Genomic DNA, 12748 nt, shown 5'->3' with positions numbered 1-12748 from the left:
CTGAAAGGCTGGCATGAATGAATTTTTGATTGGCGGATTGGTCGCGCTGATACTCATCAGTATTCGGCAGGTGAATCAATACGAGCGCGGGGTCAAATTCACCCTCGGTAGATTCTCGGGTATCATGGACCCGGGCTGGCGAATAGTTTTTCCGATTATTCAAAGTTGGGTCCGGGTAGATATGCGCGTGAAAGCCGTAGATGTGCCTGATCAAGAGGCAATTACAAAGGACAACATCTCGGCTCGCATTAACGCGGTGATTTATTACAAGGTTAGGGATGCCGAACGCGCTGTGATTCAGGTGGAAAATTTCTACGTGGCGGTTTCAAACCTTGCCCAGACGACGATGCGGAATGTAGTCGGCGAAGTTTCGCTCGATGAACTTTTGGCTGAACGCGCAACAATCGCGGAGAAAATTCGTTTAATTATTGATGAAGCCTCCGATCCGTGGGGTATCGAAGTGCAGAGCGTCGCGCTCAAAGATATTTCATTGCCGGAAGAGATGAAACGGGTAATTGCTCGCCAAGCTGAAGCCGAACGTGAGCGTCGAGCGGTGATTACTGTCTCCGAAGGCGAAGTGCAGGCGGCTGGCAATTTGGCTAAAGCGGCGAATATTATTTCTCAAAGTCCAGGCGCTCTTCATCTTCGCACACTCAACTCGATCAACGATATTTCTTCGGATAAATCAAACACCGTGGTGTTTGCCGTTCCGCTCGAAGTGCTCCGCGCCTTCGAGGGTCTGAAACAAGTAAAAAGCAAAGAGTAACGGGTTAACCTCAACGGATATGCATCAGAATGAATCTTTGCTATATTCTTCTGGGAAAAATTTGAAGGAGGTCTAAGGGGTTGTTTAAAAACTTGAAGCAGCACTGGCAGAGTATTGGGTGCTTTGCCTTTTGCCAGTTCCTGTTTGGTGGTCTTTTGGTGTTTCAATTTCTACTGGCGGTTGAACAGCAAGGATTCCAAGTGAGGCATTTCTTTCTTTTTCTTTTTGCTTTCATTGTTTGTCAAGTCATCTTTTTCTTGCCGCTTATCTTTGTCAGTTTCCGACTGGTAGAGATGAAAAGGAAGCTGACTGATAAAGGAATGTTGAGCATAGTAATAGCATCATTGCTTCTTGCTTTTACTATCTTTGCCCCACCTGTATTCGCCACCATACTGCCTCCGCGCCCAGGAGACATAGGCGAATGGATCAGCACGATCAGCTTTGTTGGTATAGTACTGATCTCAGCGTTTGGGGCATTTGTAGTGTGGAGGAATACAATACGAGCAATTTTTCAACTGGAAGAAGAACAAAGAGGGAGAAAGCTCTATACTTATATCAGTAGGAACTAGCATAAAGTGACATCGCCCCCCTAAACCCGGATATGAGGATCAGGGTTTTTTTCTGACTTCGAACCAGGTATAATCGGTCGTTATGCCGAAGAAAATTCTCCTTGGAATGAGTGGTGGGGTAGACTCTTCCTTCGCCGCCTCCCTCTTAAAAGAGGCTGGTCACGAAGTGGTTGGCGTCTATTTGCGTGCCTGGAGCGACGACTTGACTGGGGTAATGGGCGGTGTTTGTCCGTGGCAAGAAGATGTGGCCGATGCCCGTCGAGTAGCCGCATTTCTCGGTATTCCGTTTACCGTGATCGACGTTCGTGAGGCCTATAAAACCCAGGTAGTCGACGTCATGCTCAAGGAGTATGCCGAGGGACGAACGCCTAATCCGGATATTTTGTGTAACCGTTCGATGAAATTTGGCATTCTTCTGGATCTTGCCCGCGCCGAGGGGTTTGATGCCGTTGCGACCGGACACTACGCACAGATTCATTCTCGCTCGAACAAAACCTTTCACACACTTCACCGAGCAACCGACATAAAGAAAGATCAGACCTACTTTTTGTGGCAATTGACTAGCGCTGATCTTGTTCATATCTTTTTCCCGATTGGTTGCTTGACTAAAGCGCAAGTTCGCTCAGAGGCGCGTCGGCGCAACCTGCCGGTGGCTAACAAGCCTGATAGTCAGGGAATCTGTTTTCTCGGGCCTGTCGACGTGGCCAGTTTTTTGCGTTTAAAATTGAAAACCAAATGCGGAGTGGTCGTCAACCATCAAGGGCGGCAAATCGGTAGGCATGACGGCGTTGCACTCTATACATTGGGCCAAAGGCATGGGTTTCAGATATCGGATGGCGGGGTCTCGAGGCCTCATTATTACGTTGTCGGCAAAAATTTTGCTCGGAATCAACTGATAGTTGATGTTGAACCTCCAGCCAGTAAAATTTTGGTTGCGATGGATTTAAATTGGATTAACGACCCGCCTCAAGTTAATGATCAGATCGAAGCTCGAATTCGCCATGGTCAACAGCCGCAAGTCTGTCAAGTTATCTCTGATCCATCGATGATTAAAAATCATCAATCAAAAATCACTATTGGCTTTGCCGATCCTCAAATCGCTATCTCACCCGGCCAGAGCGTGGTATTCTCAAAAGGCAGTTTAATTTTGGGCGGAGGAACTATTAGTGAATAAAATAATAGCTTTACGAATTTGGTTGGCTCTCTTGGCCGCCTTTGCGCTCGGCGCATTGGTTGGTGGTAAGATCATGCTTGAAAAATCAGATTCAAAAGCAGGCGAACTCATCAACACTGCGCTTGGTCAGCCAAATGACGTCAACTACAACCTCTATTGGGATGTTTATAAGCGGTTGATTGAACGTTATCCGGGTGAGATTGATCGTCAAAAACTGCTCTACGGCGCGATTCGCGGCACAGTTGACGCGCTCGGCGATCGTTTTAGCCTTTTTCTAACGCCCGAGGAAACTGAAAAATTTTTTGAGGAAATTCAAGGCGAGTTTAGTGGCATCGGCGCTGAAATTACCAAAGAGGGCGATCAGTTTATAGTTGTGGCGCCTTTGCCAAATTCACCGGCGGCTAAAAGCGGCCTTAAGGCCAAAGATGTGATTCTAGGCATTGATGGCCGTGATGCAAGTGAATTTGAACTTAATGAACTTATCAATGCGATCCGTGGCTCGGCGGGAACCGAGGTGACACTTACGATTATTCGCGAAAGCGTTGATGAACAGCGCGAATATAAAGTGAGGCGCGAGACAATCTCACTGCCCTCGCTTGAGTATAGTCAGCGCGATGATGGTCTAGCTTATGTGCATCTCATTCAGTTTTCAGATGATACCACAAGCGAAATTGCTAAAGCCGCCGATCAGATTCTGGCTAAAAAAGCTCGAGGAATTATTTTGGATCTGCGCAATAATCCCGGAGGCTACTTAGATGCTTCGATCGACGTTGCCAGTTTGTTTGTGAAAGACGGACCGATGGTGATTGAAGAAAACAAACAAGGGGAGAGGAAAGATTTTGATCCAACACTTGAACCAAAACTGGCGGATATTCCGCTCGTTGTACTGGTTAATGGCGGTTCGGCCTCGGCGTCAGAGATCGTAGCGGGCGCGATTCAAGATCGTGGCGAGGGCACGATTGTGGGGACCAAAACCTTCGGCAAAGGCTCGGTTCAGGAAGTGGAGAATCTCTCGGATGGCTCATCGCTCCGCCTCACGGTTGCTAAATGGCTAACGCCGACCAGTCGAGCGATTAACGGCGAAGGGATTACGCCCGACGCAGTCGTGGATGAACTCGAAGACACCGAGACCGACGAACAACTCGATCGGGCAGTTGAATTACTCAAATAAAAATCACTTGCTCTCCTTCTGAAACTCGCTATACTCAAGCGAGTTTTGTTCTTTAAGGAGGATTTGTCTTGGATAAAAAAGCCTTTGCGCTCGAGTTGTACAATATCGGCGCCTTTCAGACGAAGGATCGGTCGCCGGACGGCAAGGGATTTTCACTGAAGGCGCACAGTCGAAATCCGGAGCTCCCGCTATCGCCGTTCTATCTGAATCTACGCACAATAACCCACGCGAAAAATGGGCCATTGGGCGAATACCACATCGCCCAGATCGTGGAGTTGATGCACGAGGTTGCTCTTTCACATCGACTGCGCTATCACTGCGTGGTCGGTGTGCCCGACGCGGCGACAGAATTCGCCGAGGCGTATGTGCGCGCACGGAGACGGTGGGGGCAAGAGCTGGATTTTATCCAGCTCGCCAAGGCGCCAACCGAAAATAAGTTTGGCTACAGCATCAATCTGATGCTTACGCCACTATACGGTTATTCGAGAACGCTCGTGCTCGATGACGTGCTGACGGCGGCGGACACAAAACTCCAAACGATCCGCGTGCTCGAGACGTATGGGATCGAGGTGGGCGGGATCGTCGTTCTCGTCGATCGCGACCAGGGCGGTCGTCGCGTCTTAATTGAGGCCGGCTACCCAATCGTGTCGATCTACACGATTTGGGAGTTGATCGATCTCTATCTCGAAGTTGGCCTAATCAGTCAGGAACTTTTCGAGGAGATCGAACGGTATCTGAAGATACCGGCGACATAGGAGCTTTCAGCCCGGTTTCGCGCCGGGCTTTCATTTATACTGCACTCTTCACTCCTCACTCATTACCCATTATTATTACAATATGAAAATTATTCTCTTAAAATCAGTTCCTAACCTGGGACAGGCGGGTGAGGCGAAGGAAGTAAAAGCAGGCTATGCGCGCAATTATTTGATTCCGCATAAATTTGCCATCTTTGCCGCCGATCCGAAAGCAAAGGAAATAGTCGCCGAACTTAAGCGCGCACGGATTGAACAAGCGCAAACAAAAAAAATCTTAGCCGACCGAGCGCGAACACTTGTCGACAAGGAAGTCAGGATAGAAGCGCGCGGTACCATTGATGGCAAACTCTATGCCGCCATCACGGCCAAACAGATTGCTAAACTTCTCGGTCTGCCAGAAAAAAGCATCAATTTTAGCCCCGTTAAATCAGCGGGCATTCATCGGGCCTCGATCGAGCTTGGGGGTGGCGTTAAAACGGAGGTGAGTGTTAGAGTGGTTTTAGAACCAGTTCCATGATCACCTTCTGATAACTGCACCTTTCCAAGTTGGGCTGTAACGCGCCGGATGCCTTGTTGCCGTATCAACCGATACGCCTCCTCGCCTTCCGGCGGTTTCGCTCCAACTTGGCAACGTTCGTTTCAAGAAGGAATCATGGAACTGGTTCTAAAATCGCGCTAAAATTGTTTGGGAGGGGAGCGTGGATAAAGATGATATTGATCCGACGTGGTTAGAACCATCACGAGACGAAGCGATCAGTCCGCAAAAATCGACTCAAGTTACGCCTCAAACTCCAGCGCCGTCTCAAGCGGGCTCGCTTGAGAATGTGCGAGCACAGATTAATGGCTTGCCAAAAGTTGCATCGGCGGAATTAACTCCAGCTTCCCAACCATCGCCGATTCCTGCCTTAGCGCCGAAACCATTGCCAGCTCCTCCAACAGCGCCATCGCCTCAACCTTTACCCGCATCGCAATTGGCGCCGGCTCAAGTTGCACCTCCAGCGCCGCATATTCCGCGTTCAATCAACAGCGCGCCTTTGCCCCAGCCGCCGCGCCGCACTTGGCCAGTGAGTATTAAGGTCTTAATTTTCGGTCTGGCCGGCGTGGCGCTTGGCATAGGCCTATTTTTTTTAAGTGAATTTGGTTTGATTACGCTTGGAATCGAAGAGTGGTGGGGGCTTTCAAATCGACCGAATCAAGCGCTTTTAGTGGCCAGTGGCGCCCTTGCCAATCAAACTCAATATCATGTCGATCTCGAAGCTAATCTTGAACTCGGCACACTCCCAACACTCCCAAGTTTGTCAGTCTTGTTTGCACCCCAGGTTCTGGCGGATGAGCCAGTCGGTCTGGCAGTTCAAGCCCGTTTGACGGAGGAGATAGCTGACTCGCGCTCGCTTATTCACAGTGAGTGGGCGTTTACTCTACCCGAAAGCGCAACCACAACCCAACCACTCCTCAAACAACAGGAAAAATTGCGCGTTGATCTTCTAACAGATGGTGAAACGCTCTACGCGCAAAAAGTGGAAACCGGCAGTCGTTGGACTAAAAGTCAGGTTAGTGAATTAGCTCAAGCGAATGTTCAACCTTTAAAATGGGACAAGATTTATCAAACTCTTGCCACCGTTGGCGTCGAGGGCAAGCGTCTTCGGGGTAAGACAATCAACGGTAAAAAAACTAAGGGCTACCGGCTGACTGTGCCCGCTCAAGCTCTCGCCGATCTTATTGCGAGTGGCACTGTGATCGCGGGTAATTTGAAAGTTGAAACCTGGCTTGGCACGCAGGATAAATTGCCTCATCTTTTACTCATTAAGAGCGATTTTTCGAGCGACTCATTCGACATGAGAGTGCTTTTTGGATCGTACGGCGCCGGCGCAATTATCACACCGCCTTCGAGCGCTGACTTCATCGAGGAGCCGCTCACAGCTTGGCTTGAGCGAAATCAGATTTTAATTGGCGAAACAGTGGCGAGTCGCGATACCCAGCGCAAAGCCGACTTGCAAAAGATCAAAGAAGCTCTGCAGGCGCTCGCCGCCGCGACTAAACCTTTCACGTATCCCAGCGCTCAAGGCGTTGTTCGGCTCGATCAGAACGCCGATCTTGCTTCTCGACTCGAACCCTACCTTGGCAAAATGCCGAGCGATCCTAACGCGCCCAATCGTTACTATGGTTATACTTCAGACGGCAAATCTTTTATCTTAACCGCTGTTTTGGAAAATAATGACGACCCGGCAGGCAAAAAGGCTGGCGATTTCAATTTATATATTCTTGGCAATTCATAAGTTATTCTCTATCATAATTTAAGAAAGGATATGCGATGATATTAATTTGGATTCTAGGCGGGATAGTCGTTTTAGCGCTCTTGTGGCTTGTGGCCGCGTACAATGGTTTAATCACTCTCCGTAATCGTGTTGATGAAGCGTGGAGCGATATTGATGTTCAGCTCAAACGCCGCTATGACTTGATTCCGAACCTTGTCGAAACAGTCAAGGCTTACGCCAAGCATGAAAAACAACTTTTTACCGATGTGACTAAAGCGCGAACCGAGGCAATGAAAGCGGGCAATCTTGCCGATAAAGCCACCAAGGAGAATCAGTTAAGCGAGACTCTTAAGAGTATTTTTGCGGTTTCTGAAAATTATCCCGACCTTAAGGCGAGTGAGAATTTTTTGAGCCTTCAGAGTGAATTAACCGATACCGAAGATAAAATCGAGGCCGCGCGGCGTTTCTACAATGGCAATGTTCGAGACTTCAACACTCAACTCCAGGTTTTCCCAACCAACATGTTTGCCACCCAGCTTAATTTTAAGGATCGAGAATTTTTTCAGGCGGCTCAAGGTGAGAAAGAGCCAGTAAAAGTCAAGTTTGAGTAAGAAAGGGATGATATGGCAAATCTAACGCTGTCTAATTCTAGAAGTGACATAGAACAAAACAAACTTTGGGCCGTTATCGCTTATATTGGCATTCTTTTTTTAATTCCACTGCTGGCCAAAAAAGATTCGCCTTATGCTCAATACCATGCTAAGCAGGGGATGGTACTCTTCTTGGTATCTGTCGTGATTGGATTTATCGCTTGGATACCTTTGATTGGTTGGCTCATCGCGCTGGGTGTGGTCGCACTCTGGATTACCGGCGTCGTTAATGCCCTCTCCGGTAAAATGACCCCGCTCCCGATCATCGGTCAGTACGCCGAAAAATTAAATATCTAATTCATCCTACTCCTGTAGCAACTCGATCTTTTCACTGATACAATCCAGGCTATGTACAGAGAAATTGGCGCCAATAAATTTAAGAGCGTTATCTTGCTCGGTTGTTTCTTAATTTTGGTTATTCTCCTTGGCTGGGGACTTTCTTGGTATTACGAAAGTCCAGTCATTCTTTATTTTGCGGTTGGAATTTCTTTGATCCAAGCCTGGGTTGGCTACTTCTACTCCGACCAAGTGGCGCTGGCGATATCGGGGGCGAAAGAGGCGCCGCGCAAAGAGCCTTACCTGGTTCTTCACCGGGAAGTCGAGAATCTTGCGATCACTGCCGGTCTCGTAAAGCCGAGAGTGTATGTTATTAACGATCCCGCGCCAAATGCGTTTGCAACTGGTCGTGATTCGAATCACGCGGCGATCGCAGTCACGACTGGCTTACTCGAACAACTTGACAAAACAGAGCTCGAAGGCGTGCTCGCTCATGAGCTTTCGCACATTGGCAACTATGATATTCGACTTATGTCACTTGTTGTCGTCTTGGTAGGTATGATTAGTTTGTTCGCTGACTTCTTTCTGCGCTCGCTCTGGTGGGGTGGGGAGCGCCGGAATCGTGAAAGCGGTGGTGATCAGTTTAAATTAATTGCACTCCTGGTTGCCGCTATTCTTGCTCCGCTCGCGGCTACACTTATCCAACTTGCGATTTCTCGCAGACGAGAATTTTTAGCCGACGCCACAGGCTCATTAATGACCCGTTATCCGGAAGGCTTGGCGAGTGCGTTACAAAAAATCGCTACCAGTCCTCATCGACTCGCTCGCCTTTCGAGCGCCACCAGTCATCTCTATATCGAAAATCCACTCACTGAAGAGGAGGAACAGTCGTTTTTTGTGAAAATTTTCTCCACTCATCCGCCGGTCAAAGACCGAATCAAGCGCCTGCGGGCAATGATTAACAAGTCAAGATGACACAGACAAGAATTTCGAGACAGGATGCTGAACGTCGTTTGGCAAAACTCCGGGCCGAGATTGATCGGATCCGTTATCACTATCACGTCTTAAACGAATCGATCGTGCCGGATTCGGTTAAGGATAGCTTACAACACGAACTTCAGGAGCTAGAAGAACAGTTTCCCGAGCTCGTGATACCCGACAGTCCCAGCCAGCGGGTCGCCGGCGCTCCGGTCGCGGGTCTTGCCAAAGTTACTCATGCCGAGCCGATGCTTTCAATGAATGATGTTTTTAGCATCGAGGAATTACAGGCCTGGGAAAAACGCTTAGAGAAGACAGTTCACAGTTCACAGTTCACAGTTCACGAACCATATTTCGCTGAACTTAAAGTTGACGGCCTCTCGATCACCCTTAACTATCGCCGCGGTCAACTGGTTCAAGGCGCGACTCGCGGCGACGGCTGGGTCGGCGAGGATGTGACTCATAATATTCGGACGATCGAGGCGATTCCCCTTCAACTCGCTGTGTCAGCCGAGGCGCGTCGACGGGCGATCAAAGATTTAAGCGCCAGCGAGCGGCAAACGCTCGATCAAGCCATTAAAAAGGTTTTAGCCGGTGAGCTCGAGGTGCGGGGCGAGGCCTACCTTCCCCAAAAAACCTTCAAGCAACTCAATGAAGCGCGAATAAAAGCGGGCGAATCACTCCTGGCCAATCCGCGCAACGCCGCCGCCGGTTCGATTCGTCAGCTTGATCCTAAACTCGCTCGGGCGCGCGGTCTTTCGTTTATTGGGTTTGGGATTGCTCGTCAGCACGATTTTCTGCCGACCCATAAACTCGTTCATCGCTTGCTCGCGGCGCTTGGTTTTCAAACCTCACCCTCGCTCGCCGCCCACTCACTTGCAGCAGTTGAACAGTTTCATACTGACTATGCAAAGCGCCGATTGACTGATCATCACTCTTTCCGCCATCCGTCATCTGCCATCCGTCATCCGGACTATTGGATCGACGGCATCGTCGTCTCAATCAACGATACAGCCGCTTTCAAGCGTTTGGGAGTGGTGGGCAAGGCGCCGCGCGGCCTCGTTGCTTACAAGTTTGCCGCCGAAGAAGTGACCACCAAGCTGGTTGATATTCAAGTCCAAGTCGGCCGAACTGGGGCGCTCACGCCCGTGGCTTTGCTTGAACCGGTTCAAGTCGCCGGCACGACCGTCAGTCGCGCCACCCTGCACAACGAAGATGAGATTGCCCGCAAAGACATCCGCCTGGGCGACACGGTGATCGTGCGCAAGGCCGGCGACGTTATTCCCGAAGTCGTCAAGCCGCTCGCCCGACTGCGCACGGGCAAGGAAAAGAAATTCAAATTGCCCAAACGATGTCCGATTTGCAATTCACTGGTCGTCCGACCGGCGGGTGAAGCGGTCAGTCGGTGCGCCAACCAAAGTTGTTTTGCTCAATACGCCGAACAACTTGGCCATTTTGCGGGTAAAGGCGGTTTTGATATCGACGGCCTCGGGCCGCAGATTCTTGATCAACTGATCGGCGCCGATTTAATTGAGGATGCGGCCGATCTGTTTACCCTCACCGAGGGCGATCTCGAGCCGCTCGAGCGGTTTGCCGAACAGTCGGCGCAGAACTTGGTTGCGGCGATTAAGAAAAGCCGGACTGTCCGCCTCGATCGCTTCCTCTACGCCCTTGGAATCCGCCACGTCGGCGCCACCACCGCCAATGATTTAGCCGAACATTTTGAGTCGTTAACCGCCCTCGAACCAGCCACACTTGCCGAACTTAAAGAAGTCGAGGGCATTGGCGAAATTGTGGCTGAAAGCGTCTCGGCCTGGTTTCAAAACCCGGCCCACCGGGCGCTCTTAAAAAAACTCCGGGAGAACGGCGTTAAAATTTTGCCGCCCGCGCGCCAATCGCAAACCTTAAAAGGCAAAACTTTGGTCGTCACCGGCACGCTCGAGACGATGAGCCGCGAGGAAGCGGAAGCCTTGATCCGCGCTCACGGCGGCAAAGCCTCCGGGTCGGTGAGCGATCAAACCGACTACGTCATCGTCGGCGCCAATCCGGGTTCTAAAGCCAAGCGGGCCAAGAAGTTGGGTGTAAAAATTATCGGTGAAACTGAATTCAAGAAGTTGCTTTAAGCCTAAGTTGACATCGAGTAGTTGGCCTGGTTCTATCGATTGTTTTCATTCTAGATGAAAACTATTTCTTAAAAGTTTTCATTGACAGTGAAAACTTTTTTAATTAGATTGATTTTAGTGATTGAACGAAATCAACTTATCGCCACTCTCAAGGAGCAATACGAGACTTTTGCGGCTCGTGATTTGGGTGTGGAGCGAGAAATTTTGCCCAAACTTAAAAAAATTATTGGTGCGCCCCAAGTGACTGTTATTACCGGCTTAAGAAGGGTGGGTAAATCTACCTTACTGACGCAAATCGCCCAAAAGTATCTTAGAAATGGTTTTTACTTCGTAAATTTTGAAGACGAGCGATTGCTAAATTTTCAAGTCAAGGACTTTGATAGTCTCCATGAGACGTTGGTCTATCTTTTTGGCGAAAAGAAAACGTTTTTATTGGACGAAATTCAAAATGTGCCCGAATGGGAAAGATTTGTTCGTCGGCTCCATGATCAAGGTTATAAATTTATTGTTACCGGCTCCAATGCCTCGCTCTTAAGCCAAGAATTGGGAACCCGACTCTCCGGTCGTTCACTGCGTGTTGAACTATTCCCCTTTTCTTTTCGAGAGTTTTTAATTTTCAGAAAAGTCAAACCGCCCAGTCTACTCGCACCGAGCGCGCGGGAACGGGGTCGATATCAAAAGCTGGCGCGTGAATATCTCTTAGCTGGTGGCATTCCCGACGCCCTTAAATATCCCGATTTACCAATTCACAAAACTCTGTACGATGATGTTTTATATCGGGATATTGCTACCCGCTACAAGCTCGAGAACGTCAAAAGTCTGCAGGAACTCGCTTTTTTCTTGGTCAGCAATTTAGCATCATTAATCTCGTTCAATAAACTCAAAGATCTCTTAAAGCTCGGCAGTGTGAATACCGTCAGCAGTTATCTTGGTTACCTGGAAAACAGTTGGTTATTTTTTGTGATTAACCAATATGCTTATTCTGTAAAAAAACAGCAGATTGCCGCAAAAAAACTTTATGGCATTGATACCGGTTTAGCTAAAGCAGTTGGCTTTGCTTTCTCTCAAAACCTTGGCAAGTTGATGGAGAATGCCGTTTTCTTAGCCTTGCGTCGTCAGGCTCAAGCTATCTACTACTACAAAACAACTCAAGGTTTTGAAATAGATTTTTATTTGCCAGTTCAGCGGGCTTTAATTCAGGTTGCCGAACGGCTCGATACGCCAGCAATCATCGATCGAGAGCAACGAGCTTTAATCGCCGCCCAGCATGAACTCAAGCAGATTCGAAAACTAACCATTATTACTACTGGCGAACGGCAGGAGTTAAGGAGCAACGGTATCAAGATTCAAATCGTTCCTCTTTATGAGTGGTTGTTGAAAATTTAGCACTAGTTTACTCGGTGCGAACTGTTTCCTCAATCGGCATCAAGCGGGTTTTTGTTTCCGAATCTGATGATTTGCGGCCGTGAACATTGTTGGTTACCTCATGGTCTGTCTCGGGAAGATTGTACAATGAGTTCTATGTATTGCAAGTAGCCTCAACTCTCCGATGACACCATATTCTTTTCGCCATCGCTAAACTTTTCGTTACACCTTTTTGCATCCGTGCCAAATTGAAAGGATAACACGGCATAGTCGTTGGGGAGTTAAATTTTTAGAATTTTCAAAAGTTCCTGTTTTCTTTTACTATTGGGCACGCCCAGACCGGCTTGCATGCCCGTGACTGATTTCAGATCGATCGCGTTGGCTCGACACCACGCAAGCAACTCGTCGAGCATCGCCGTCTTGGGCACGCCCAGACCATTTTGCATGCCCGTGACTGATTTCAGATCGATCGCGTTGGCTCGACACCACGCAAGCAACTCGTCGAGCATCGCCGTCTTGGGCACGCCCAGACCGGCTTGCATGCCCGTGACTGATTTCAGATCGATCGCGTTGGCTCGACACCACGCAAGCAACTCGTCGAGCATCGCCGTCTTGGGCACGCCCAGACCATGTTGCATGCCCGTGACTGATTTCAGATCGATCGCG

At 49.1% G+C, this 12748-nt stretch carries 13 protein-coding genes; 12 read left to right on the top strand and 1 reads right to left on the bottom strand.

The window, feature by feature from the left end; genetic code table 11:
- Positions 1 to 13 precede the first annotated feature (13 nt).
- From HYW32_00550 to HYW32_00495, 12 genes are all read left to right on the top strand, one after another.
- The gene (locus HYW32_00550; GenBank protein ID MBI2589512.1) at positions 14 to 766 is read left to right on the top strand and encodes a slipin family protein; all 753 of its coding nucleotides are present in this window, start codon (positions 14 to 16) and stop codon (positions 764 to 766) included.
- Positions 767 to 846: 80 nt separating this feature from the next.
- A complete protein-coding gene (locus HYW32_00545) occupies positions 847 to 1335 on the top strand; it encodes a hypothetical protein (GenBank protein ID MBI2589511.1) in 489 nt (162 codons plus the stop codon).
- An 82-nt stretch (positions 1336 to 1417) separates the two neighbouring features.
- The gene (gene mnmA / locus HYW32_00540; protein MBI2589510.1) at positions 1418 to 2509 is read left to right on the top strand and encodes a tRNA 2-thiouridine(34) synthase MnmA; all 1092 of its coding nucleotides are present in this window, start codon (positions 1418 to 1420) and stop codon (positions 2507 to 2509) included.
- Positions 2502 to 3680, top strand: coding sequence for a S41 family peptidase (locus HYW32_00535; GenBank protein ID MBI2589509.1), 1179 nt, complete (start codon positions 2502 to 2504; stop codon positions 3678 to 3680). The genes mnmA and HYW32_00535 overlap by 8 nt, the downstream gene beginning before the upstream one ends.
- Before the next feature lie 68 nt (positions 3681 to 3748).
- Positions 3749 to 4435, top strand: coding sequence for a hypothetical protein (locus tag HYW32_00530; GenBank protein MBI2589508.1), 687 nt, complete (start codon positions 3749 to 3751; stop codon positions 4433 to 4435).
- Between the two features lie 82 nt (positions 4436 to 4517).
- Complete coding sequence (gene rplI, locus HYW32_00525; protein ID MBI2589507.1) at positions 4518 to 4952, top strand: 50S ribosomal protein L9; 435 nt, start codon at positions 4518 to 4520, stop codon at positions 4950 to 4952.
- 181 nt (positions 4953 to 5133) lie between these two features.
- Positions 5134 to 6711, top strand: a complete 1578-nt coding sequence (locus HYW32_00520) for a hypothetical protein (GenBank protein ID MBI2589506.1) — start codon at positions 5134 to 5136, stop codon at positions 6709 to 6711.
- A gap of 35 nt (positions 6712 to 6746) precedes the next feature.
- Positions 6747 to 7301, top strand: coding sequence for a LemA family protein (locus tag HYW32_00515; GenBank protein MBI2589505.1), 555 nt, complete (start codon positions 6747 to 6749; stop codon positions 7299 to 7301).
- Between the two features lie 12 nt (positions 7302 to 7313).
- Positions 7314 to 7637, top strand: a complete 324-nt coding sequence (locus HYW32_00510) for a hypothetical protein (protein MBI2589504.1) — start codon at positions 7314 to 7316, stop codon at positions 7635 to 7637.
- A 51-nt stretch (positions 7638 to 7688) separates the two neighbouring features.
- Positions 7689 to 8591 carry a M48 family metallopeptidase gene (locus tag HYW32_00505; GenBank protein ID MBI2589503.1) on the top strand — a complete coding sequence of 301 codons (903 nt, stop codon included), beginning with the start codon at positions 7689 to 7691 and terminating at the stop codon, positions 8589 to 8591.
- On the top strand, positions 8588 to 10717 hold the full coding sequence (gene ligA / locus HYW32_00500; GenBank protein ID MBI2589502.1) for an NAD-dependent DNA ligase LigA: 2130 nt from the start codon (positions 8588 to 8590) through the stop codon (positions 10715 to 10717). The genes HYW32_00505 and ligA overlap by 4 nt, the downstream gene beginning before the upstream one ends.
- Before the next feature lie 87 nt (positions 10718 to 10804).
- Positions 10805 to 12103, top strand: coding sequence for an ATP-binding protein (locus HYW32_00495; GenBank protein ID MBI2589501.1), 1299 nt, complete (start codon positions 10805 to 10807; stop codon positions 12101 to 12103).
- 260 nt (positions 12104 to 12363) lie between these two features.
- Here the strand turns inward: HYW32_00495 and HYW32_00490 are convergent.
- Positions 12364 to 12748, bottom strand: a 385-nt coding sequence (locus HYW32_00490) for a hypothetical protein (GenBank protein MBI2589500.1), incomplete at its 5' end; no start/stop codon positions are given.

This window comes from Candidatus Berkelbacteria bacterium (assembly GCA_016187225.1).
Lineage (GTDB): Bacteria > Patescibacteriota > UBA1384 > JACPKC01 > JACPKC01 > JACPKC01.
This window is presented reverse-complemented; position numbering and strand designations above follow the sequence as displayed.